The sequence below is a fragment of the Patescibacteria group bacterium genome, assembly GCA_020148045.1.
Lineage (GTDB): Bacteria > Patescibacteriota > Minisyncoccia > Minisyncoccales > GWA2-38-27 > JAHCRG01.
On record JAHCRG010000003.1, the window covers coordinates 86319 to 110521 of the forward strand.

General features: G+C 36.0%; 24 protein-coding genes. 23 read left to right on the forward strand and 1 reads right to left on the reverse strand.

Translation table 11 applies throughout. The features are described from left to right. The first annotated feature begins 91 nt into the window (after positions 1-91). The 14 genes from KJA13_00450 to KJA13_00515 all read left to right on the forward strand — a co-directional run bounded on the left by KJA13_00450 (position 92) and on the right by KJA13_00515 (position 16174). Positions 92-2233, forward strand: coding sequence for a ribonucleoside triphosphate reductase (locus KJA13_00450; GenBank protein ID MBZ9577496.1), 2142 nt, complete (start codon positions 92-94; stop codon positions 2231-2233). Positions 2234-2296: 63 nt separating this feature from the next. Next, positions 2297-2983, forward strand: a complete 687-nt coding sequence (locus KJA13_00455; protein MBZ9577497.1) for an anaerobic ribonucleoside-triphosphate reductase activating protein — start codon at positions 2297-2299, stop codon at positions 2981-2983. Between the two features lie 210 nt (positions 2984-3193). After that, a complete protein-coding gene (locus tag KJA13_00460; GenBank protein MBZ9577498.1) occupies positions 3194-4534 on the forward strand; it encodes a ComEC/Rec2 family competence protein in 1341 nt (446 codons plus the stop codon). A 277-nt stretch (positions 4535-4811) separates the two neighbouring features. Continuing rightward, complete coding sequence (locus tag KJA13_00465) at positions 4812-6101, forward strand: hypothetical protein (GenBank protein ID MBZ9577499.1); 1290 nt, start codon at positions 4812-4814, stop codon at positions 6099-6101. Next, positions 6089-6976, forward strand: coding sequence for a hypothetical protein (locus KJA13_00470; protein MBZ9577500.1), 888 nt, complete (start codon positions 6089-6091; stop codon positions 6974-6976). The genes KJA13_00465 and KJA13_00470 overlap by 13 nt, the downstream gene beginning before the upstream one ends. A gap of 5 nt (positions 6977-6981) precedes the next feature. Next, positions 6982-7974 carry a beta-galactosidase gene (locus tag KJA13_00475; GenBank protein MBZ9577501.1) on the forward strand — a complete coding sequence of 331 codons (993 nt, stop codon included), beginning with the start codon at positions 6982-6984 and terminating at the stop codon, positions 7972-7974. Between the two features lie 5 nt (positions 7975-7979). Continuing rightward, on the forward strand, positions 7980-8708 hold the full coding sequence (locus KJA13_00480) for a glycosyltransferase (protein ID MBZ9577502.1): 729 nt from the start codon (positions 7980-7982) through the stop codon (positions 8706-8708). A 70-nt stretch (positions 8709-8778) separates the two neighbouring features. Next, positions 8779-10089, forward strand: a complete 1311-nt coding sequence (locus KJA13_00485) for a trypsin-like peptidase domain-containing protein (GenBank protein ID MBZ9577503.1) — start codon at positions 8779-8781, stop codon at positions 10087-10089. Positions 10090-10286: 197 nt separating this feature from the next. After that, positions 10287-10466, forward strand: coding sequence for a hypothetical protein (locus KJA13_00490; protein ID MBZ9577504.1), 180 nt, complete (start codon positions 10287-10289; stop codon positions 10464-10466). 330 nt (positions 10467-10796) lie between these two features. Further along, complete coding sequence (locus tag KJA13_00495) at positions 10797-11789, forward strand: hypothetical protein (protein MBZ9577505.1); 993 nt, start codon at positions 10797-10799, stop codon at positions 11787-11789. 337 nt (positions 11790-12126) lie between these two features. Next, a complete protein-coding gene (locus tag KJA13_00500) occupies positions 12127-12360 on the forward strand; it encodes a 4Fe-4S dicluster domain-containing protein (protein MBZ9577506.1) in 234 nt (77 codons plus the stop codon). After that, positions 12353-12640 carry a hypothetical protein gene (locus KJA13_00505; GenBank protein ID MBZ9577507.1) on the forward strand — a complete coding sequence of 96 codons (288 nt, stop codon included), beginning with the start codon at positions 12353-12355 and terminating at the stop codon, positions 12638-12640. The genes KJA13_00500 and KJA13_00505 overlap by 8 nt, the downstream gene beginning before the upstream one ends. Before the next feature lie 81 nt (positions 12641-12721). Continuing rightward, positions 12722-15448, forward strand: a complete 2727-nt coding sequence (locus tag KJA13_00510; GenBank protein MBZ9577508.1) for an AAA family ATPase — start codon at positions 12722-12724, stop codon at positions 15446-15448. Next, positions 15449-16174: a trypsin-like peptidase domain-containing protein gene (locus KJA13_00515; GenBank protein MBZ9577509.1), complete on the forward strand. Its 726-nt coding sequence runs from the start codon at positions 15449-15451 to the stop codon at positions 16172-16174. Here the strand turns inward: KJA13_00515 and KJA13_00520 are convergent. Continuing rightward, positions 16171-17064 (reverse strand): hypothetical protein, encoded by an 894-nt coding sequence (locus KJA13_00520; protein MBZ9577510.1) that lies wholly within the window; start codon positions 17062-17064, stop codon positions 16171-16173. The genes KJA13_00515 and KJA13_00520 overlap by 4 nt on opposite strands. Before the next feature lie 54 nt (positions 17065-17118). Between KJA13_00520 and KJA13_00525 the strand changes: the two genes are divergently transcribed. From KJA13_00525 to KJA13_00565, 9 genes are all read left to right on the forward strand, one after another. Continuing rightward, complete coding sequence (locus KJA13_00525) at positions 17119-17643, forward strand: adenine phosphoribosyltransferase (protein MBZ9577511.1); 525 nt, start codon at positions 17119-17121, stop codon at positions 17641-17643. 8 nt (positions 17644-17651) lie between these two features. After that, positions 17652-18464: an S-methyl-5'-thioadenosine phosphorylase gene (locus KJA13_00530; protein ID MBZ9577512.1), complete on the forward strand. Its 813-nt coding sequence runs from the start codon at positions 17652-17654 to the stop codon at positions 18462-18464. A 53-nt stretch (positions 18465-18517) separates the two neighbouring features. Then, positions 18518-18685, forward strand: coding sequence for a hypothetical protein (locus tag KJA13_00535; GenBank protein ID MBZ9577513.1), 168 nt, complete (start codon positions 18518-18520; stop codon positions 18683-18685). Positions 18686-19157: 472 nt separating this feature from the next. Further along, positions 19158-19622, forward strand: a complete 465-nt coding sequence (locus KJA13_00540) for a hypothetical protein (GenBank protein ID MBZ9577514.1) — start codon at positions 19158-19160, stop codon at positions 19620-19622. Positions 19623-19929: 307 nt separating this feature from the next. Then, the gene (locus KJA13_00545) at positions 19930-20121 is read left to right on the forward strand and encodes a DeoR family transcriptional regulator (protein MBZ9577515.1); all 192 of its coding nucleotides are present in this window, start codon (positions 19930-19932) and stop codon (positions 20119-20121) included. 43 nt (positions 20122-20164) lie between these two features. After that, positions 20165-20668: an RNA polymerase sigma factor gene (locus tag KJA13_00550; GenBank protein ID MBZ9577516.1), complete on the forward strand. Its 504-nt coding sequence runs from the start codon at positions 20165-20167 to the stop codon at positions 20666-20668. Between the two features lie 57 nt (positions 20669-20725). After that, on the forward strand, positions 20726-21481 hold the full coding sequence (locus KJA13_00555) for a hypothetical protein (GenBank protein ID MBZ9577517.1): 756 nt from the start codon (positions 20726-20728) through the stop codon (positions 21479-21481). Positions 21482-21683: 202 nt separating this feature from the next. Beyond that, the gene (locus tag KJA13_00560) at positions 21684-23597 is read left to right on the forward strand and encodes a peptidoglycan-binding protein (protein MBZ9577518.1); all 1914 of its coding nucleotides are present in this window, start codon (positions 21684-21686) and stop codon (positions 23595-23597) included. 183 nt (positions 23598-23780) lie between these two features. After that, a partial coding sequence (locus KJA13_00565) for a hypothetical protein (GenBank protein ID MBZ9577519.1) occupies positions 23781-24203 on the forward strand: 423 nt, incomplete at its 3' end.

The window sequence follows — 24203 nt, forward strand, 5'->3', positions numbered from 1 at the left end:
ATAATTGATTTTTAATTCAAGACTATATATTTATATACCTTAGCGAATCAAGGTTCTGAAACGCGAGAGCGTTTCATGGTTCTTATTTTTTATGAAAAATAGAATTACCAAAGTTCACCTTCCAAAATTTTCCAAAAGAAAAATTACGAAGGTAAAAAAAAGGGATGAGACGATTGTAGATTTTGAGCAAGAAAAAATTACTGATGCTATTTTTAAAGCCATAACTGCAACTGGTCAGGGCGATGGGAAAAGGTCAAAAAAACTTTCAGATAGGGTGGTTAAATTTTTAAATCGTCGCTTTAAAAAAGATGAAATTCCTCAAGTAGAACAGATTCAGGACATTGTTGAGGAAGTTTTAATTTTGGATGGCTTAGTTGAGACCGCCCGAGCATATATTCTATACCGTGAGCAAAGAAGAAGAATCCGCGAGGCAGTAGCAGTTGTTGATGAGTCAAGCGAAAGGATTGATAAATATTTGCAAGAACTTGATTGGCAGGTTTACGAAAACGCTAATATGACTTTTTCTTTGCAGGGTTTGAATCAATATGCAATTACAGATATTTCTAAGAAATATTGGTTAAACAAAATTTATCCTAAAGAGATAAGAGAAGCGGCTCTTAACGAAGATTTCCATATCCATGATTTAGAAAGTATTAGTACATATTGTATGGGTTGGGATCTTTATGATTTACTAAAGAGAGGATTTAGAGGGGTGTCAGGAAAACTGGAATGCCGTCCAGCAAAACATTTCAGAACAGCTTTAGGTCAGTTGGTAAATTTCTTCTATACAGTCCAAGGTGAGTCGGCAGGTGCGCAAGCTGTTTCTAATTTTGATACACTCCTTGCTCCTTTTATCCGTTATGATGGTTTAAGCTACCCTCAGGTTAAACAAGCAATGCAGGAATTTTTATATAATTGTATGGTGCCCACTCGAGTTGGTTTCCAGACCCCTTTCTTAAATGTAACTCTTGATATTAAGCCACCCTCTTTTCTGGCTAAGCAGCCAGTAATTATTGGAGGCGAGCCCCAAAAAGAGACCTATGGCGAGTTTCAGGAAGAGATGGATATGTTTATTCGGACTTTTTACGAAGAATTAATGGAAGGTGATGCTAAAGGAAGACCTTTTACATTTCCTATTCCAACAGTTTCCATAACTAAAGATTTTGATTGGGATAATCCGGCTCTAAATCCTTTGTGGGAGGCAACCGCAAAGTACGGGGTTAATTATTTCCAGAATTTCATTCAATCAGATATGCGTCCAGAGGATTTCCGTTCGATGTGTTGCCGGCTTCGTTTGTCAAAGAAAGAACTCTATATGAGAGGAGGAGGATTGTTTGGATCACAGCCCTTAACAGGAAGCTTGGGTGTAGTAACTATAAATCTGTCCCGGATTGGTTATCTTTCTAAAACCAAAAAAGAGTTTTTTGAAAGATTAGAGAATCTAATGGACTTAGCTAAAGAGAGTTTGGAAATTAAGAGGAAAGCTTTAGATAATTTTATGGAAAAAGGCCTCTATCCTTATTCAAAATTTTATTTAGCTTCGGTTAAAAAAATACGAAATTCTTACCTTGGAAACCACTTTTCAACTATTGGGTTAATAGGGATGAATGAAGCTCTTTTGAATTTTATTGGAGAGGATGTAGGTTCTCGTCGGGGAAAAAGGTTTGCTTTTGAACTTTTGGATTTTATGCGGGAAAGATTAATTAAATATCAGGAGGAAACCGGGAATTTATATAATCTTGAAGCTACTCCTGGCGAGGGGACGAGCTATCGTCAGGCAAAAGCTGACAAAGACGAATATCCGGATATTGTTACTGCCGGTACAAAAGAAGCACCGTATTATACAAACTCCTCTCAACTGCCGGTTAACTATACTGATGATATTTTTGATGCCTTAAAACTCCAAGATGAACTTCAATGTAAATATACAGGAGGCACAGTTCTCCATATATTTTTGGGCGAAAGGATTCATGATTCCCAGATGGCTAAAAATTTAGTTAAAAAAGTTTTTGAGAATTTCCATTTACCTTATATTACTTTGACCCCAACCTTTTCAATCTGTCCTAGTCATGGTTATTTGACTGGAGAACACTTTTATTGCCCGAAATGCACAATCAAGCAGCCTTGCGAGGTTTATTCAAGAATTGTGGGGTACATTCGTCCCGTGTCCCAATGGCATATTGGCAAGCGCCGGGAATTTAAAGAGAGGAAAGAGTTTAAAATAAAAGTATAATTACTTTCTAAGTATATCCCTGAACTCGTTGACTTTAAAGGGATTTTTTTATTTAATTAACTAATGATTATAGGCGGATTACAAAAACTTACTTTAATAGATTATCCTGGCAAATTAGCTGCCACGGTTTTTCTGGCTGGCTGTAATTTTTGCTGTCCCTGGTGTTACAGTTCGGAGCTTGTTCTTCCAGAAAAAATTAAAAAGCAACCTAAAATCTCAGAGAAAGAATTTTTTGAGTTTTTAGAAGAACGAAAAGGATTATTGAAAGGAGTGACGGTCTGTGGAGGAGAGCCAACCATTAATAAAGATTTGCCAAATTTTGCCAAAGAAATAAAAAAACTTGGATATTCAGTAAAACTTGATACTAATGGCTCTAATCCAACGATGCTAAAAAAGTTAATTGATAATAATTTAATTGACTATGTAGCTATGGATGTGAAACTTCCCAAGGAAAAATACTCAGAACTATATTCAAAAGTTGAAAATATAGAAAAAAGCATTAAAATATTGAAAGAAGACAAAATAGATTGTGAATTTAGGACCACGGTAATACCTACTGTTTTGGAGAAAAAAGATATCTTGAAAATTGCCAGATGGATTTCCCCAGCTAAAAAATATTATCTTCAAAACTTTCGGCCAGAAAAAACCATTGACCCAAAATTTAAAAAAATAAAACCTTATTCTGAAAAATATCTCTCGGAGATTAAAAAAGCAATTTCTCCATTTTTTGAAGTTTGTCAAATTAGATAAAAACAGGCCGAGCTTTTAGATAAACCCGGCCTTTTCGTTGGCTGTGCTCTACGACTAATTCACTTTTGTTTTTCTTCTTTACTTAGTAAAAGTGAGTACTTGCCGTAGCCAGCCGTTTTCTCTTTACCATAATTAGATCCTCCTAAAAAGGTTAAAGAGAGAATTAAAGTTACTATATTTATTTTATAATATATAAGTAAAAAGTAAACTGTGGATAAATCAAAGATTTTTTATTTTTGCTTTTGCTTTGTCTTTTTAATTTTAGGGATTTGGAGATACCAAGTGTTGGAATTAAGAATTAAGAATTATGAATTAAGAAAATATAACGATTCAGAAGAAGAAATTACTTTGATTGGGGCAGTAGTGAAGGAACCGGATGTTAGAGAAAATAATATAAAGCTTACAATACAAGTTGATAGGGGGAAGATTTTAGCAACAGTTGGACGTTATCCTGAGTATAAATACGGCGATGAATTAAAGATTACAGGTAAGTTGCAAACTCCTCCTATTTTTGAAGATTTCAATTATAAAAATTATTTAGTTAAAGATGGAATCTATTCTGTGGTTTATTATCCAAAAGTTGAATTGTTAAGTAGGGAAGAGTATAAAAACTTTATTTCTGCATCTTATGCAGGAATTTTATTTTTCAAAGATAAATTAAGACAAGGCGTTTACAGCTCATTATCGCCTCCCAAAAGTTCAATTTTAGGAGCAATGCTTTTAGGAGATAAAAATAGAATGTCTCAGGATTTGAAAGAGAAATTAAATATTGCTGGTGTTCGTCATATTACAGCAGTTTCCGGCATGCATGTTGTTATACTAAGCGGCATTTTAATGTCTTTGTTGCTCTGGCTGGGATTTTGGCGGGGCCAGGCATTTTATATTTCAATAATTATTATCTTTCTTTTTATTGCTATGACAGGATTTCAAGCATCTGGTGTCAGAGCAGGAATCATGGGTGGTTTATTTCTTCTAGGACAAAAAATTGGCAGAAAATCTGTAAGTTCTCGGGCTATAGTAATGGCAGCAGGAATAATGCTTGTTATAAATCCTTTGCTTTTGTTGAATGATGTTGGTTTTCAACTTTCATTTTTAGCAGCAATGGGGATTATTTATTTATCCTCTACTTTTAGAAGATGGCTAAGGTTTATTCCCCAAAAGCTTGTTAGGTTAAAAGAGATTATAGCAATGACCTTTGCTGCCCAAATTTTCACTTTACCAATTTTGGTTTATAATTTCGGCAGGATATCTTTAGTAGCTCCTTTAACTAATGTTTTAATTCTACCCTTTGTTTATTGGATTATGACTTTCGGCTTTATTTTTGGCTTGGCAGGAATACTCTGGCAACCCTTGGGAATGATTCTTTCTTTGCCTTGCTGGTTTTTATTAACTTATCTAACAAAAATTGTAGATTTCTTTTCTCGGGCTGGGTGGGCAGCCAAAACTTTTGAAAACGTCCACTGGCTTTGGCTGATAATTTCTTATCTAATTTTAGGCTTTCTGGCTTGGAGATTAAATAAAAGAGAAAAACTGAAATTCCTGAATTACTAATCTCTACGAGAACTGTTCTCGTAGAATTCTTTAGAAAGAAAAAAGACCCGATAAGGATATAATCCTTACCGGGTTCCCGCATAACATTTCTTGAAGGAGGTTGATTAAAGAAATGTATAGGACTAATATTTTAAAAGAACAACGAGGCAAGGAAAGGGCAAACCGTTTTAAAATCCCTTTCCTCACCGAGTACGAAGACCTATCTTTATTTTAATATAGCAAAAGAGCTTGTCAAATCCCTTAGAAATTTTGGATTAATAAGGTATAATAAGATAATATGTTTGAAAGCGACAATGCTTGGATAGTAGCAGTTAATATGGGCTATGGCCATCAGAGAACTGCTTATCCTTTAAGAAATTTTGTCCCTGATGGAAAAGTCATAAACGCCAATGATTATCAGGGAATTCCAGAAAAGGATAAAAAAGTCTGGGAGTCAACCAGGGGATTTTATGAATCTATTTCAAGGTTTAAAAGAATTCCTTTAATTGGTAATATAGCTTTCTCAATTTTTGATAAGTTTCAAAAAATTCCTACTTTTTACCCTCACCGAGATTTATCCAAACCAACCTTTAGCTTAAAAAAAATCTTCTCTACAATTAAAAAAGGATGGGGGAGAGATTTAATTTTAAAGTTAAAAAAGAATCCTTTACCATTAATAACCACTTTCTTTACCCCGGCTTTTATGGCTGAGGTTTTTAACTACCCAGAAGATATTTTTTGTGTTGTTTGTGATGCTGATATTTCTAGGGCTTGGGTTTCCTTGGAACCAGCAAAAAGCAAAATAAAGTATTTTGCCCCTAATTCCTGGGTGGTTAATCGGCTAAAGCTTTACGGGGTAAAAGAAGAGAATATTTTTTTAACTGGTTTTCCTTTGCCAATAGAAAATATTGGAACAGAAAAACAGGAAATTTTAAAGAAAGATTTGGCTTATCGGGTTTTAAATTTAGATCCTCAAGGAAGATTTTATCAGAAGTACAAACCATTGGTTGATAAACATATAGGAGCTCTTCCTAAAAATTCAGACCATCCCTTAACCGTAATGTTTTCTATTGGAGGAGCCGGAGCTCAAAAAGAAATAGTCATTGAATATGTCAAAAGTTTGGCTGAAAAGATTAGAGAAGAAAGAATTAGGATAATCTTATCAGCTGGCATAAGAGAAAATGTTAAAGAATATTTTCTGGAAAATATTAAGAAGCTTGGGTTAGAGAATAAGCTGGATAGGACTATTGAGATAGTTTTTTCTGAAAAAATAGAAAATTATTTTGAAACTTTCAATCAAAAATTAAGAAAAACAGATATTCTTTGGACGAAACCAAGCGAGTTATCTTTTTACACTGGCTTGGGAATTCCAACTATCATTGCTCCCTCTATTGGGTCTCAGGAGGATTTTAATCGGAAATGGCTGCGGGCAATAGGAGCAGGAATTTTACAGGAAAATCCAAGGTATGCTAATCAGTGGATTTTTGATTATTTAAATAGCGGAAGATTTGCCGAAGCTGCTTTGGATGGATTTATTGAAGTAGAAAAATTAGGAACTTATAATATTAAAAAAATATGCTTTGGTTAGCACTCATAATTTTAGCTTATTTCCTTTTTGCGATTGTTGCCTTGGGGGATAAATATCTTTTAAAAGGTCCTCCAAATCCAAAGATATATGCTTTTTATGTAGGGGTTCTGGGGATTTTAGCTTTGTTCTTGATTCCTTTTGTTGGTTTTTCAATCCCCGGGGTTCTTGGGATACTTTTTTGTTTATTAACAGGAGCAATTTATATCTTTGCCCTTTTAGGACTTTATGAGGGTTTGGAAAAGTTTGAAGTCTCCAGAATAATTCCAGCTGTTGGTGGATTTTTACCGATTTTTACTCTTGCTTTAACTTATTCTTTTTCTGGAGGAAAAGAAATTTTAGGGCCTTGGGAGTTGTTAGCTTTTCTCTTTCTTCTTTTAGGAAGCGTTTTGATTACCATCGAGCCAGCTAAAAAATTTTGGGGGGTAAAAAGTCTTAAAATCTCGGCACTTACCGCTTTTCTTTTGGCTTTAACCTTTGTTTTAACAAAATATGTATATTTAATGCTTCCTTTTTGGACCGGTTTTATTTGGATAAGAATTAGCGCTTTTCTGATTGCCTTATTTTTTATTCTTTTTAGAGAAGTCAGAAAGGAAATTTTTTCTGCGAAATCCAGTTTTAGTAAAAAAACCAGTGCTTTTTTCCTTTTTAATCAAGGTATGGGAGCCGGAGCCTTTATTTTACAAAATTGGGCAATTGCTTTGGCAGGATTGGCTTATCTATCTATTATTAATGCCCTTCAAGGCATCCAATATGTTTTCTTATTTATTCTAACAGCTTTAATTCTAAAAGAAGGGCTTTCAAAGAAAGTTATTTTACAGAAAGTTATTGCTATTTTGCTTATAGGATTAGGGCTTGCTTTTTTAGTATTTAAATAAACAAAATGAAAAAAATGTTTATCTATTTTTTAGTTGTAATTTTAGGTTTATTTTTAATCATTATTTGCTGTTTTTTCATTGGCTTTCCAAAACAAGCAGAGAATATCATTTGGGGGGTTAATTTTTCCCAAAAACATACTGAGGGATTAGGTTTGGACTGGAGAGAGACCTATTTAGCTATATTGGATGATTTAGGGGCAAGAGATATTAAAATAGCTGCTCATTGGGATTTCATTGGAGGAGAGGAGGGAAATTATTATTTTGATGATTTGGATTGGCAAATTAGAGAGGCAGAAAAAAGAGAAGCGAAAATTATTTTGGTAATAGGGATGAAAACTCCTCGTTGGCCAGAGTGTCATATTCCTGAATGGGCGGTTAATTTAAGTAAAGAAAAACAGCAAGAAAAAATATTAAAGTTGGTTGAAGAAATTGTTTTGCGTTACCGAGAGTCAGAAGCAATTAAATATTGGCAGGTGGAAAACGAACCATTTTTTTCTTTTGGAGAATGCCCCTGGTATGATAAAAAATTCTTAAAAAAAGAAATTGATTTAGTAAAATCCTTAGATTTACGAAAAAGACCGATAATAATTTCAGAGAGTGGGGAATTTTCATTATGGACTCGGGCAGCCAGATATGGAGATATGGTTGGAACAACTATCTATAGGAGGGTTTGGTCTAAAGAATTTAAAATTTATTTTACTCATTTTTTCCCTTCAACTTTTTATCATAGAAAAGCCCAAATTATTAAGAGAATTTTTGGCAAAGAAGTGATTTGCGTTGAACTCCAAACAGAACCCTGGGGTCCCAAATTACTTTATGATTCGTCTTTAGAAGAACAAGAAAAAAGTATGGACTTAGAGCGATTTCAGAAGAATATTAAATTTGCTAAAAAGACCGGCCTCAGAGAATTTTATCTTTGGGGAACCGAATGGTGGTATTGGCTGAAAATAAAACAAAATAAGCCCGAAATCTGGGAGGAGGCAAAGAAGTTGTTTTAAAAATTATGATATCAATCATTGTTCCAGCTTATAATGAAGAAAAATATATTTCTCATTGTCTTGCATCTATCTTTCTTTTAAAAAAGACGGTTGATTTTGAAGTTATTATGGTTAACAATGTTAGTACTGACAGAACACCAGAAATAGTAAAAAATAATTTTCCCCAGGTAAAGCTGATAAACGAAAATCGTAAGGGTTTAAGCATTGCTTATAATCGGGGAGCAAAAGAGGCCAAGGGAGAAATTCTGGTATTTGTTGATGCCGATGTAGTTTTACCCCCGAACCATTTAGAAAAAATTTTAAAGGAGTTTAATAAAAACCCAAAACTAGTAGCTTTGTCCGGACCCTATCTTTATAAAGATGGTGGATTTTTTCCAAAATTTACTTTTCTTTTAGCAGTTTTATTTATAGCTATGCCAACAGAATTTATTTTTAATCGTTTTTTAAATCTCGGAGCCAGCATAACTAGTGGCAATTCTGCTATAAAGAAAGAATCCTTTAAGAAAGTGGGGGGTTTTAATGAAAAAATTTTTTATGGACTTGATACTGACCTTGCTTTAAGAATTAGAAAAACAGGTAAAGTTCGATACAAATTTCATCTTTCAGTTGAAAGTTCGGCTCGCCGTCTAAAAAAAGAAGGAGTATTAAAAATATTGATTAGGTATATTCTTAATGTGGTTTGGGCCTATTTTTTTAGCAAACCATTTACAAAAGACCACATTGATGTGCGTTGATTTTCCTTGGACTATTTAAAAAAAAGGAAAAACAAGCTATAATTGCAACGTAGGCTGCAATAATTATAATATGTCAATATACGATTTGCCAAAATTTAATTTATCTTGGAAAAAGAAAAAACCCCTTCAGTTAATTGCTTTGGTGGTTTTCGTTTCCATTATTTTTGGTTTTTTAGCCGGAGCTATTTCTAGCGCTTTTTTCTATTTTCAGATTAAAGATTATTTAGAAAAACTAAATATTTTACCGTCAGCGGTTGAAAAAGAGCTTGTTGAGAAAGAAACGATTGAAGAATATCTTCCTCAAACTTCTCAAGAAGAGACAATTATTAAAGTAGTGGAAAATGCCTCACCAGCTGTCGTTAGCATTATTATTTCCAAAGATTTACCAATTTTTGAGGAATATTTTGAACCGGGTCCTTTTGGGTTTCAGGTTCCTCAGTATCGCCAGAAGGGCACTGAAAAAAAAGAAATTGGAGGAGGGACAGGGTTTATTGTTTCCGAAGACGGGATGATTTTGACCAACAAGCATGTAGTTTTGGATGAAGAGGCGGAATACACGGTTTTTACTAATGACGGCAGAAAATTTTCAGCAAAAGTTTTAGCTCGAGACCCTATTCAGGATTTGGCAGTAATGAGAATTGAACAAGAAAAAACAGTAGATGATGGCGGCGAGTTTGTTTTAGAGTCATTTCCAACAGTAAAATTAGGCAACTCGGATAAATTAGAGAGCGGCCAAACAGTAATTGCTATTGGCAATGCTCTGGGAGAGTTTCGAAACACTGTTTCAGTTGGAGTGATTTCTGGTTTAGGAAGAACTATTACAGCCTCGGGTGGGGGACTGGTTGAAACTCTGGAAGATGTTATTCAAACAGATGCTGCGATTAACAAAGGAAATTCTGGCGGCCCTCTTTTGAATCTAAAAAGTGAGGTAGTTGGAATAAATACGGCGATGGCTTTGGAGGCTCAAAGTATTGGTTTTGCTATTCCGATTAACAAAGCCAAAAAAGATATTGAGCAGGTGAGAAGTTTAGGTAAAATTGTCTATCCTTTTTTGGGAGTTCGTTATGTTTTGATAAGCGAAAAGATTAAAGAAGAAAATGATTTATCAGTAGATTATGGGGCTTTGATTGTTGATGGAGGGCCAGGAGAGCCGGCTGTTTGGCCGGATTCAGCTGCCCAGAGAGCTGGTTTAAAAGAAGGGGATATTGTTTTAGAGTTTAATAATGAGAAAATTACTGCTGAGAATACCTTGGCAAAAATTATTATGAAATATAATCCCGGAGATGAAATAGTTTTGAAAATTTTAAGACCTCCTTCTTCAACAGACGGGGACTGGGAAGAAATAACCGTTGAAGCCACTCTAGGCGAGAGAAGCGAGTAATCCACTTGACAAGTTTTTTTGAATAAGTAAAAATAAAGGATTATGAAACAAACTAGCCCAAGATTTAATTTCTTTTTTGCCTTTTTTGCAAGAAGGGCTGGTTTGGATTTTGAGTAAAAATAAATAAAATTTTCCAAATTAGCCCTTTTCTCAAAAAGGGCTTTTTATTTTTAACGTTCTTTAAAAAGGAGTTAAAGATGGATGCAATATTTGATAAAGAAGGAAATTGTTTAAGGTGTAAAGGAACAAACAAGTGTATTAGTTGCAGAGGTAGTGGTAGGAATAGGTTTGATGAAAAACTTGTTTGTCCAACATGCAAAGGTAGTGGGAAATGCAATCATTCCCAAAACCCAAAGGTAAAGCCCCTGATGAAATAACCAGGGGCTTTTTTAATTGACAAATTTTTTATTAAAATGTATAATTAAAATACAAATTTACGAATTAAAACTGCTCTTTTAAAACAAGAAAGGAGGTGAATATGGATTGATTCTGATAATATAAGCCATAATGGCAGTGAGACCCAGAAGAATTCTGCGAGCCAAGGGAAGATTGAAACCCAATCATGTGTATGCGAGCCAGTCAGAAAATGAAACCCAAAGGGACGTTGCGAGCCAAAACTCCATTGAAACCCAAAGTAATTTTGCGAGCCACGACAAGAATGAAACCCAACATATTATTGCGAAAATTTCGCAGAAGGGAGAATTGAAATGAAAGAATCAAAAAAAGATAGCCGAGTAATTAGTGAAATTGGAAGAACAATTGCAGGAGGATACGCTGACCATCAGGATGTGCGTAAAAGTACGATGAATAGGATTCGCAGCTTGGTGCGTCATATCAGCGAGGGTATTCCCTTTGACCAACCAGAAGAAAAGAAAGAAGAAAGAACCTTTGATAGTAAGTACAGGGATGGTAATCTTTTAAAGCTTATTGAGATGATGTTTGCTCAAGGTAAAATAACCAAAGAGGAAAGTGATTATCTAAGTAAAGCCCTAGAGCTTGCCAAAAAGGCCTTATCACTGGAACAGAGCCACAAAGGTCCGATGAGAATTTTCATTTTAGCTGAGCCAGTATGGAAAGAATTTCTTTCTCATGTCCCTGGTATTGGTGGGGTACTTGCTTCAAATTTAATCGCTAAGTTTGCTAACTGCGAGCGCTACGATAGAGTATCGTCTTTATGGAGGCATTGTGGTTTGCACCTGATATGTCCTGAGTGCGTTGAGGAGACTGAAGATAAAATTCTACCTGTTCCTGCCAATGTTAACGGCAAGTGCCCAAAATGTGGCAAGCAAGGGGTAGCTCCTAGAAGAAAGAAAGGCCGGAGGAATGATTATGATGGCCGGTTGAAGACGTTTGCCTGGAATATCGCTGACTGTTTGATAAAAAAGAAGTCACCTGTATACTACGAGATATACCTCAAAGAGAAAGAACGTCAGCTTAACCGGAGATTTAGTCGGGGCCAGCTTCAAAGAAATTATGGAAAACCCTATAAGAAAAGTGATACTACCTTGAAATTACTCCATGCTCACAACAGAGCCCGGCGCAAGATGGTCAAGATTTTCCTCCAGCATTACTGGGTGGCCTCCAGGGAACTGGCAGGGTTGTCAGTAATCGGACCTTATGTAAAAGACAAGCTTGAGCATGAGGACATTGTTACCTGGAGAGATGTCTTGAAGGCCAATAAGAAAAGACAGGTCGCTTGATTCTAAGCCATTGGACATATGAAACCCAAGGAGTAGTTGCGAGCCAGATATCTGTTGAAACCCAAAGAAAATTTGCGAGCCACAGGAAACTTGAAACCCAGAGGAGGTATGCGAGCCAGATGTCTGTTGAAACCCAAGGAAAGCTTGCGAGCCATGGAAAATGTGGAACCCAAACAGAATCTGCGAGCCAATAGTGATGTGAAACCCAACCGTAATCTGCGTTTTTAAAGTAAAAGCCCCTGATGAAATAACCAGGGGCTTTTTTAATTGACAAATTTTTGATGATGTTGTAGGGTGAGCAAAGAACGTACTTTTAAAATTATAGAGAGGAAAAAGAATGGCAATTAAGAAAAGATATAAAATAGAAATAGATAAAGAAAGATGTAAGGGTTGTGAACTTTGTGTAACTTTTTGCCCTAAAAAAGTTTTAGAAATGTCCAAAGAAAGAAAAACCAATGAAAAGGGTTATAGGTTTGCCAAAGTAGTTAATCAAGAAAATTGCACTGGATGTGCTAACTGCGGTGTGATTTGCCCAGAAGGCACTTGTATTAAGGTAGAAGAATATGATTGACGCGAAAAATTTAGAAAGGAGAAAGAAAATGGAGACGATTGTTTGGATTTTTTATAATGTGGTACCTTGGCTTTGGTTGGTAACAACCATAATATTTCTTATTATTGCAATTATTCAGGCCCGTACAAGGGATAGTGATGATCCTTACTATGGTGCCTGGGATTTTGTAGTAATGGAAACCGGTGTAGCTTCTGTAATAGTAAATATTGTTGGTGTCTTAATAGCAACTCTCGTAGTATTTTTGATTGGAAAGACATCCAAGATCAAAGTAAAAAAGTGATTTTTAAATAATATATGCTCTGGAGTATTCCAGAGCTTTTTTTGTTGATTTTTGGCATAATTTGTGCTAAAAAGAAGTATTATGAATGGAGCTAATTTTACTCATAAAACACAGGAGGCTATACTTTCTGCCCAATCTATTGCTCAAGGAAAAGGACAACAGCAGATTGATGCTTTGCACTTGCTTTTATCTTTGCTTTCTCAGGAAGAAAGTGTTGTTTTGACTTTGCTTAGAAAGTTGGGGGCTGATATAGAAAATTTAAAAAAGAAAACTAAAGGCGCCTTAAATATAATTCCAGCCATTGCTGCTCCTCAAACTTTTGGCCAGTTTTATTTAACTCAGGATATGGCAAAAGTTTTAGAAAGAGCTAGGCAAGAAGCAATGAAGATGGGGGATGAGTTTGTCTCAGTGGAACACTTATTTTTAGGCCTGCTTGGTTCTGAAACTAAAGCTAAAGAAATTTTAGATAAAGCCACTTTTATGAAATCCGGGGGCCCTGCCTTCGCTGAGGCTACGGCGGGCAAGGGCACCAGCGCTTTAGAATTTGGCAAATTAGATTATGATACTGTCTTGAAAACCTTGGCTCAAATTCGGGGAGGAACAAGAATTACTGACCCTGAGCCAGAATCAAAATACCAGGTTGTTGAAAAATATGCCCGGAATCTGACTACTTTAGCCCAACAGGGAAAACTTGATCCTGTAATTGGCCGGGAAAATGAAATTCGTCGCCTGATGCAGGTTCTTTCCCGAAGAACAAAAAATAACCCGGTTTTAATTGGAGAAGCCGGGGTCGGAAAAACAGCTATTGTTGAAGGATTGGCTCAGAGGATTATTAGGAGAGATGTTCCCGAAAGTTTAAAAGAAAAGGAAATTATTGGTTTGGATTTGGGAGCTTTAGTTGCTGGAACAAAATATCGGGGAGAATTTGAAGATAGAGTTAGGGCTTTGCTTAAAGAAATTAATCGGGCAGCCGGCAGATATATTGTCTTTATTGATGAACTTCATACTTTGGTCGGAGCAGGAGCTGCTGAAGGAGCAATTGATGCTTCAAATCTTTTGAAACCAGCTTTAGCCAGGGGCGAGCTAAAAGCAATCGGAGCCACCACCTTAAAAGAATACCAGAAATATATTGAGAGAGATATGGCTTTGGAAAGAAGATTTCAGCCGATTTATGTTCAGGAGCCGTCAATTGAAGATACCATTGCTATTTTAAGAGGAATTAAAGAAAAATATGAAGTTCATCATGGTTTGAGAATAAAAGATTCAGCTTTAGTGGCGGCAGCTGAACTCGCTTCTAGATATATAAGCGACCGCTTTTTACCTGATAAAGCAGTTGACTTAATGGATGAAGCAATGTCAGCTCTTAGATTGGAAATTGAATCTGAGCCTGCTCAGCTTGATGAATTAAAAAGAGAAATTCAAAAACTGGAGATTGAAAAACAGGCAATTAAAAAAGAAGGAGCTAAAAAGAGATTAACCGCTCTTAATCGGTCGCTGGCTGATTTGAGAGAAAAAGCCCGTGCTTTTGAACTGAAATGGAAGTCAGAAAAAGAATTAATTCAAAAAATCAGGGGGCTGAAAAAAGAAATAGATACTCTTACTTTTCAGTCGGAAATTGCCCAAAGACAAGCTAATCTCCAAAAAGTAGCTGAAATTAAATATGGAAAAATTCCTGAGCTTTTGAAAGAGGTTCGGAAAACAGAAAAAGGATTAGCTAAAATTCAAACAAACCGCCAGATTTTAAAAGAAGAGATAGAAGAAGAGGATGTAGCCCGGGTTGTTTCTAAATGGACCGGGATTCCGGTAATGAGATTGATGGAAGAGGAGGCAAAGAAGCTGGAGAAAATGGAGGAAATTATTTCTCACCGAGTTATTGGTCAGAGAGAGGCAATTTTAGCCATTTCCAATGCTATTCGGCGCTCCCGGGCAGGAATTTCCGAAGAAAATCGTCCTTTGGGCTCATTTATGTTTCTGGGACCCACAGGGGTTGGTAAGACCGAGACCGCCAGAGCTTTAGCTGGGTTTTTATTCAATGATGAAAATGCTTTAGTGCGGCTGGATATGTCAGAATATATGGAAAAACATACTGTTTCTAAAATAATTGGCTCTCCCCCTGGTTACGTGGGCTATGAGGAAGGGGGCCAGTTAACTGAAATTATTCGTCGAAGACCTTACAGCGTAGTTTTACTTGATGAGGTTGAAAAAGCTCACCCCGAAGTTTTTAATATTTTGCTTCAAATTTTAGAAGATGGCCGGCTGACCGATGCCAAAGGCAGAGTAGCTTTTTTCAAAAACGCTATTTTGATTATGACTTCAAATGTTGGTTCTGAACACATTGCCAGAATGGGTTCTCTTGGTTTTCTGGGAGAAAGAGAAGGCGCAGAGAAGCAATCTTTAAAAGAAAAAGTAAATGAAGTCCTTAAAGAAAGTTTTCGGCCAGAATTTTTAAACAGGATTGATGAGATTATTATTTTCAATTATCTCGGCAGGCCAGAAATTAAGAAAATAGTTGACCTTGAATTAAAAAAAGTTGCCGGGCGTTTAGAACGTAAAAAAATTAAGATTAAAGTTTCAGAAAAAGCAAAAGAGCTTTTGGCAGAACAGGGCTTTGACCCTAATTTAGGAGCCAGACCCTTAAAAAGAGTAATTCAGCGAAAAGTTCTTGACCCCTTATCTTTAAAGATTGTAGCTGGCTTGGTTAAAGAAAGAGAAGAAGTGGTAGTTGATAGCGAAGCTAAAAAAATTATAATTAGAACCCCAGCTGACTTAGTTAAAATTGGCAAGAAAACAGAAAAAGTTTCAGTTTAAATGTCAAAAAATATCCTAAAAATCATTGTTATTTTTGTAATTGGGATGGTCGGGGGGATTTTTGCTGACCAGATTCTCTGGCCTTATTTTGGAGAAGGGTCTTTTTTTTATAATCAACTTGCTAATTTTCCAGTTTCCATTAGTGAAACTAAAAAAATAACAATTCAGGAGAACGTTGCTCTTCAAGAAGCGGTTGAAAAGATTGAAAAAGCAGTGGTTGGAGTGAGGACTAAACTAAAATCAGGGAAAATTTTATCAGGTTCTGGCTTAATTGTTACTTCAGATGGTTTAATAGTTACTTTAGCAGAACTTGTTCCCCGAGGAGAGGATTTTGTTTTTTTTGTTGATGGCAAAACGCCTAATTGGCAGATTTTAAAAAGAGATTCAAAAACAAATTTGGCTTTAATAAAAGTTGAGGAGAAAAATTTAGCCACTGTTGGCTTTGCTGATTTTGATGAACTAAGATTAGGAGAAAGAGTTTTTTTGGTCGGGGTAATCTGGGAAAAAACCGGCCCCCTAAAAATGGTTAACGAAGGAATTGTTAAATTCTTTAGTCAAGATGAAAAAAATGGTTATATTAGAACTAACATCTTTGAAAAAAACACTCTTAGCGGGAGTGCTTTGTTTAATATTAAGGGAGAATTGTTAGGATTAAACACAATTGATTCAGGAGGAAAAGTCACAGCCATCCCAATCAGCAAAATCCGCGATTTCATTGGGTTTTAATAAAGATATTTATCTACCAGGAGGCCGTTTTGGTCATATAGATAAACAGTATCATGGAGTTCGTGGGCAATATTAGTGACTGTATAAACATACCAATAGTTCATTAGGAAATCTTTGTCTTTTGAATATTTTTTAAAGCAGCTGCTATAGCTGAAGTTATCTTTAAGATAAGAGGTGCATTCTGAATCTCTGTCTATTTTGAGGTTATCAGAATAATCCGGGATTTCACATCTTGGAAGGCGGAGGATGAATTCTTGGCAATAGGGATTAAGATGGGAAATTTCTTCTAAACTTGGTTTAGGACAGTAAGTATGAATAGAAGGATAAAATCTGTGGTATGGATCAAGGTAGCCGAAACATTTATTAAGGCAAAAATTTTTATTTCTTCCCAAACGATTTGAGCTGCCAATTAAATATACTCTGCCATATTGTTTGATAATGATATCACGAGGAGTTATGTAGGATTTATATTTTTCTATGGCTTGAGGAATAATAAATTCTTTTTTGCGCGATTTGATGCGCCATTTGGTAATATTGATTTCGTCTCCTTCTCTAAGCCAATAACTCAATGTGATTAAAGAGCGATGGGAATGACTTTTTGCTTGGATTCCTGAAATTTTTACTTTTCCAGAATAAGGAGAGATATTTGTTGTTTTTTCTGTTGTTTCTTCTTTTCTTGGCTCCGGGGCTGGGTTAGGATTTGACCTTTGTTTTATTGGCTCAGAAACCGTTGCCGTAAGGGCATTATTTGTTTTTGAAGAATTTTCTTGAGAAGAATTCTTCTGCAACTGAAAATAGATGGGGAGGTTCCCACTGCTCAAAAATTGGTCAAAAAAAGAATAAGCCACAAGAGCAACAAGAATAATTAAGACAATATAAATTGCTTTCATAATATGCTATTTTACATCATTTTGTATTAAAATCAAGTATGGTAAAACGAAGATATGGAAAAGTTGATTAAAGCAAAAATTAGGGAGATTCCTGATTGGCCCAAAAAAGGAGTTAATTTTAAAGATATTACTCCTTTAATTGAAGATGCTAAAGCTTTTAGAAAAGTTATTAATGAATTAGCTAAACCTTATTTAAATAAGAGAATTGATAAGGTTGTTGGAATTGATGCTCGGGGCTTTATTTTAGCTGCAGCTTTAGCTTACAAATTAAAATCAGGCCTAGCCATTGTCAGAAAAAAGGGAAAGCTTCCCTTAAAAAGAGTTTCTAAAAAATATGCTCTTGAATATGGAAGCAACACTATTGAGATGCATAAAGATACTATTTTAGCTGGAGAAAGAGTTCTCTTAATTGATGATCTTTTAGCTACTGGAGGAACAATGAAAGCAACTATTGATTTAGTTAAAAAACTAAAAGGCAAGATTATTGGAATAGACTTTTTGATTGAGTTGAGTTTTTTAAATGGCAGGAAAAAATTAAAGGGATATAGAATAAGGTCTTTGGTAAAGTATCAATCATAAAAATATTTATGGCAAAACAAAAAAAGCAAATGATCGGGTTAATCGGCGGAACTGGTTTTTATGAGTTTTTTGAAGGAAAAACTAAAGAAATTGAAGTAAGAACAAAGTTTGGCTTGCCCAGTGATAAAATTACCATCGGCAATTTATTTGGCAAAAAAGTTGCTTTTTTGCCTAGGCACGGTAGAAAGCATCAACTTCCTCCCCATAAAATTCCCTATCAAGCCAATATTGCTGCGATGAAGAAACTTGGCGTTGAGAGAATTATTGCCCCCAGTGCCGTGGGTTCTTTAAAAGCAAAGATTAAGCCAGGTGATTTTGTGATTTGTGACCAATTTATTGACCAGACTAAAAAAAGAGAAGATACTTTTTTTGACGGCCCCCAAGTAGCCCATATAGAGATGGCTTATCCCTATTGCCCAGAATCAAGAAAAATTGCTCTGGCCCAGGCAAAAAAATTAAAACTAAAAGCTCATCCTAAAGGAACAGTGGTAGTAATTGAAGGACCGAGATTTTCAACCTTAGCTGATAGCTTGCGCTTTTCTCAAATGGGCGGAGATTTAGTTAATATGACCCAGTATCCAGAAGTGGTTTTAGCTTCAGAACTTGGTATTTGTTATTTGAATATTTCTTTAGTAACAGATTATGATGTGGGAATTTATGCCAAAGGTAGGACAAAGCCGGTTTCAATTGAAGAGGTGTTAGCAAACTTTAAAAAGAATACTGCCAAACTGAAAAAATTAGTATCAGCTATTATAAAAAATATCCCAGAAAGAAGAACTTGTGGCTGTCGTGGTAAAGCTGAGCGGGCTTTAATAGGTTAGAAATGCTGACAGGGTTTTGGGGTAGAATGATATAATAAAATAATAGAATAAATATGATAGACATAGACAACAAGCCAAGAATATATGCCTACGCTATATTTGTAGCAATTATAATGGGAGTATTAGCTGGAACAGGGATTTTAAAGAGTCAAATCCCTCAGATTGGCCAAGAGTTCCTCAAAGTATTGATAAATGGAATTGACAAGTTCTTTGATATTTAATAAGTTTTCCACAGCTTCGAGGCAACTTTAATATTTTTTATTTAAGTTCGAATCCTATCCCCGGAGGGATATAAGACAGCCTATTTTTAAGTGACAACGGATCTCTTTTTCTGACAGGTGATAGAAAATTGTATATGATTAGACTGCGTTAGGTTGACAAACCTTTATGATATTTAGTAAAATAGAATAAGGTTAGTTCTTTAGATTATTAACTTTTTCATTTCGATTCCTCCTTTCGAGGAATGTTGTTTCGCAGCGGACCCGTTGGGGCTTTAAAACCTTTTCGGGTCTTTTTTCTTGGCACTATTTTCATTCAAGGTGGGACACCTCATTTGGAAGGAATGTCCTATCTTAAAAAAGTCCCATGATTTTTATGGGGCGGTTTGTTGCTAAAAGTTTTCCACAGCTTGACTCTCTTGTTTAGTTCTTAAAGAATTGTAAAATAAAGAAATATTAATTGTTGGTTGAAAACATGGATTCTAAGATTTTAAATAAAGGTTTTCTTTTTTTGGTTTTGCTTTTGGTTATTGTTGTTGGAGTTTTTTTCTGGCAGAACCCTGAGGTCACATTTGATAGGATAAAAGCAATGATAGGTCCAAAAATATCGCTTTTCGAAGATTCAGGCCTGGATTTATCTGAAATTAATATTGAGAATTTGGTGGAAAAAGGACCCGCCTTCGCTCCTGACGGAGCTTCAGCGGGCAAGGAAGAAGAAGGATTGGTTGAGGAAGTTCAGGAAGGTCAAGGGGGACCAATTATTATTTTTGAACCTAAATTAGCTGGAATTCAGAAAGAAATTAATGAAATCGCCAAAGAGGTGGAAAGAATAGACCAAGAAGTTAAAAAATTGATGGCTTTAACTGAAATCCAAGAGGGAATTGACGAGATTACCGAGAAAGTGGCAGAATTAAGCCAAGAACTTGATAAATTGACTTAAAATGAACAAAGAAAATCTCATTGAGCTTACTAATAAACTTTATAAACTGACTTTGCTTTTTCCTAAGAAAGAGCCATTGAGGTATAAGATGCGGGAAGTAGCTGATGAGATTTTAGCTAATTTGGTCTCTAATCCAAGCAAAATTAAAAAAAACCTGGAAATTATTAAAAGTTATTTTGAAGTAGCTAGATGGCAGAATTGGGTAAGTTATTTTGATATCTTGGAAATTGAAGAAGAATATGATAAGATAGAGAGTGGTTTTGAACCTGAACTGGCTAAAGTTAACGGAGGACAGTCCTCCGCTAGGATCTTAGATTCCAGAAAAGAAAAGATTTTAGGAATTTTAAAAGAAAAAGAAAAAATTCAAGTCGGCGAGCTTAAAGAATTTTTACCTGATGTATCAAAAAGAACCCTGCGGAGAGACTTTGACCAGTTATTAAAACTGGAGCTGGTTGAAAGAATAGGGGAGAGAAACGACACTTTTTATAAATTAAAGTAGGACATAGATGTCCTACCCAAAGTTATTTTTGTCCTACTCTAAAATGAACAATCCAAGGAAAATTTTTAGTCAAATATACGATGATTGTATAGATAAAATCTATCGTTTTATCTTTTTTAAGGTAAATTCTCAAGAAATTGCTCAAGATTTGTGTTCAGAAACCTTTTTACGGGGTTGGCAGTCCTTTAAAGATAATAAAAAGAAAATTGAGAATCCTCAGGCCTTTTTGTATCAAATTGCCCGTAATTTAGTGATTGACCATTATCGAGACAAGGGTAGGACACAGACAGTTTCAGCAGATTGTGTTCCAATTATTGACCCTGGGGAAGATTTAGAAGAACAAGCTTTATCAAGGTCAGACCTTGATACAATTAAGTCAGCTTTAACTGGACTTAAAGATGAGTATCAAGAAGTAGTTATTTGGCACTACATAGACGATTTATCAATACCTGAAATATCAAAAATACTTAATAAGTCAGAAGGAGCGGTCAGAGTAATGCTCCATCGGGCTTTAAAATCCCTTAAAAATAAGGTTGAAAATGGATAACCGATAGGCATAACCGATAGGTGTAACATTTTAGCTTTAAATCCGTCTTATTATAGTATGGCTAAATTCACTGAAAAACAGCTTATTAGCAAACTTCAAGAACTTCAACAGATTAAACCCAGACAGGACTGGGTTGTTTTTACTAAAGAACAGGTCTTGGGAGAGGAAAAACCAGTTTCTGGTTTTTCTTTTATTTCCTTTATTAGAGAGATTCAGAGAGGAGAAAGGTTTATTTTTCAGCACAAACCAGCTTTTGCCACCTTGCTTGTCCTGGCGATTTTGTTTGGGCTTTTTGGTTTTGCCCAAAATTCAGTGCCTGGCGACACTCTTTTTTCTATAAAAAAGATTGCCGAAAAAGGCCAGGTAGTTTTTATTTCTGAAAAGGACCAACCAAAGCATGATCTTGAACTGGCGAATAAGCGCTTGGATGACTTAACCAAGATTGCTCAGGAAAATGAAGTAAAGAATTTAGCCCCAGCAATTAATGAATATCAGGAAAGTGCTTCCAAAGCAGCGGAGAGTTTGGCTAAAATGGAGTCTAAAGATCCTGAAATAGTAAAAGAAATTGTTGAACAAACTCAAAAATTAGAAGAAAGTAAGCAAATATTAATAGAAGTATATGGAGTAGCAGGATTAGAAAAAGAACAAGCAAATCTAACTAAAATAGTGATAGAATGGTTAATTGAAGATTTAGAAAATAGCAGTTTAACCGAAGAGCAAGAGGAAGTTTTAGCTGAAGTAAAAGAAGATTATGAGGCAGAGAATTATTCTGATGCCTTGGAGAAAATTTTACTTCAAATCAACAATAATTAAAAATTAAAGAAGTCGTTAATCTTGGTTTTTTGAGTAGTTGGCGCCCTCACTACCAATTTCATTAGTGTGAGGGCAAGCCCACGTGGGGTTCCCCCATAGGAGGGATGCCAAAAGAAAATTTTTATACCCAAAAGACCGAGACCTCAGGGGTCGATAACGACAAATGAATTATTAACTAATTAAATTGATAGAAAACAAAATTATGAAAAAGAAAATAATTGCGATGATTACTGGATTAGCGATGGTTGCTATGATTGTTCCTTCTTCAGCTCAAGCAATAACGGTAAGCGAACTGTTAGCGCTTATAGCTGCAGCTACTAGTTTAGAAGATTTGCAAGCTAGCATAGCTGCCCTTGAGGATGGAGGAGGTGTAGGTGTTACTTGCACCTTTACTAGGGCTCTTGCTCCGGGATCAACTGGCGCGGATGTTAAGTGTTTACAGCAATATCTAAATGACGCTGGCTACACTGTAGCTGCTAGTGGTGCCGGTTCTGCCGGCAATGAGACCCAATATTATGGTTCTCTTACCAAAGCTGCCGTAGGAGCCTGGCAGGACGGCAATGGCGTTGCCTATGGGGCATATAAGGGTTATTTTGGCCCTATTTCCCAGGCAAAATACGACGCGTTAGCTGCAGCCGGTGAAGAGGAAGAGGAAGAAGAGGAGGAAGAGGAAGAAGGTAATCTCACAGCCACAATATACGCTACCCCTGCTAGTGGTATAGACATATATGTTGATACAACCGACAATTCTGTTATTGCTGCTAAAGTTAAAGCTACTGACTCTGATGTTACTCTTCAACGTCTTGACCTCCGCTTTGACACCAGACCTTGGAGATACGTCACTGGGCTTTCTGTCTATGCAGACGGTACGCTTATCAAGAGCATTGATGTAACTGAAGAAGACTGCTCAGAAGTTACTGTTGGTTCAGCATATGATGTCCGTATTTCTGGTCTAGGTATTGATATTGCCGAAGATACCTACAAGATTATTACTGTGAAGGCTGATACTATTTCTGCCTTATACACTTCTACTGAGATAGATGACGGCAAGGCAATAGTCGTTAGTTTTCAATCCAATGCTTTCCGAGGTGTAGACGAAGCTGCTATAGACCAGTATTCTCCGAGTTCCGCGCTTAGCACGAGAACCTTTACTATTAACGCTACTGTAACAGGTGAAATCGAGGTTTCAGCAGCTGCTGACAATCCAGATGTAGCTCCGTTCATATATAGCTCAACCGCTGCTAGCGAGAATGTTCCCGTTATGAGAGTTAATCTTAAAGCAAAAACCGCTGATGTTATTGTTAGGAGTATGGTGGTTGCACCAACTGCCAGTGGTACTGATACTAATGTTTTCACTACTGCTAAACTTTATGATGGCGATACAATATTAGCCAGCACCAGCACCGGTGATGCAGTTTCAACCACTTTTGCAGACATTGACCTTACTATTCCTAAAAACAGCACCAAAACCTTAACAGTGAAGTTAGATGTTAAGAAACAAGCAGCTGGTACTAATCCTGAAGGGGCTTATGCCAGTTGTAGTTTGGAAGCTAATACAAATGGTGTTAACGCTGAGACTGCTGGTACCTTTGTTGCTGCCACTATTACCGGTTCAACTGTTGATGCCGGAGGTATTTATCTCTATTTGAAAGCTCCGACAATTGCTTTGAGTAGTAGTTCCATTGGACCGATAAGATCTCCTGGTACTTCATATGCCAGCAATAATTCTCAGGCTCCTGCGGAAATTAAGCTGAATGTTACAGCTAATGGCGGTGATATTTACGTCAGGACATATAGTTCTACTGCGGCAAGCAGTGGTATTGTAGCAGGTACAACTACTAATACTGGCAGTGTCCAACTTACCCAAGGGGTCTTTAGTAGCGGTGCTGACTTAAAGAGCTATTCCTGGAAAATCGTTAATGGTGAAACCGAAACATTTACAGTTACTGGTGTTCTTGATAATCTCTCTAGTAGTAGTATTTCAAACGCTGCTATGAATTTAACGAATGTAAAGTGGGCGACCACCGATGCCGAGCTTGATTCTCTTTACACTACTCAGACTTGGGGTTTGGCCAAGCTTAAGACAGATCCGATACAGCTTATGACAAAGAATTAATCTAATTTTAGTTTCTTGACAGAACTTAAGAATCAGAAACTCCGACCCCTCCTTGTGGGGGCCGGAGTTTTGTTTTGGCTTGAAAAAATTATTTAAATAAAGTAGAATAATATGAATAAGAACCTCTCGCTTCGCTCAAGAACCTTGATTCGCTAAGGAATAAATATATAATCTTAAATTAAAATGCTCACGAAACTGACAAAATCTTTTCTATTTATCACTTTGGCTGTTCCGCCTTTTATAGTAGCCAAGAATTTATTTTTCCCTTTTGTTTCCGGCAAGGCGTATCTTTTCCGTCTATTAATATTGCTTTGTTTTTTGTTTTGGGTCGCTTTAATAATAAAACAGCCCAGATACAGGCCAAATTTTAAAAACCTTTTAGTAATAAGCACTCTTTTATTTTTAGCAGGTTTGATTATTACCGGTTTTTTAGGAGTTGGTGTAAGCCGTTCTTTTTTCTCAAATTTTGAAAGAGCTGACGGAGTTATTCAATTTGGCTTTTGGGTTTTGTACTTTTTAATGCTGATTTCTGTTTTAAAAAGCAAGAAAGATTGGCAGATGTTTTTAGCTACTTTTTTAATAGTTGCTTTTATAATTTCCGGTTAT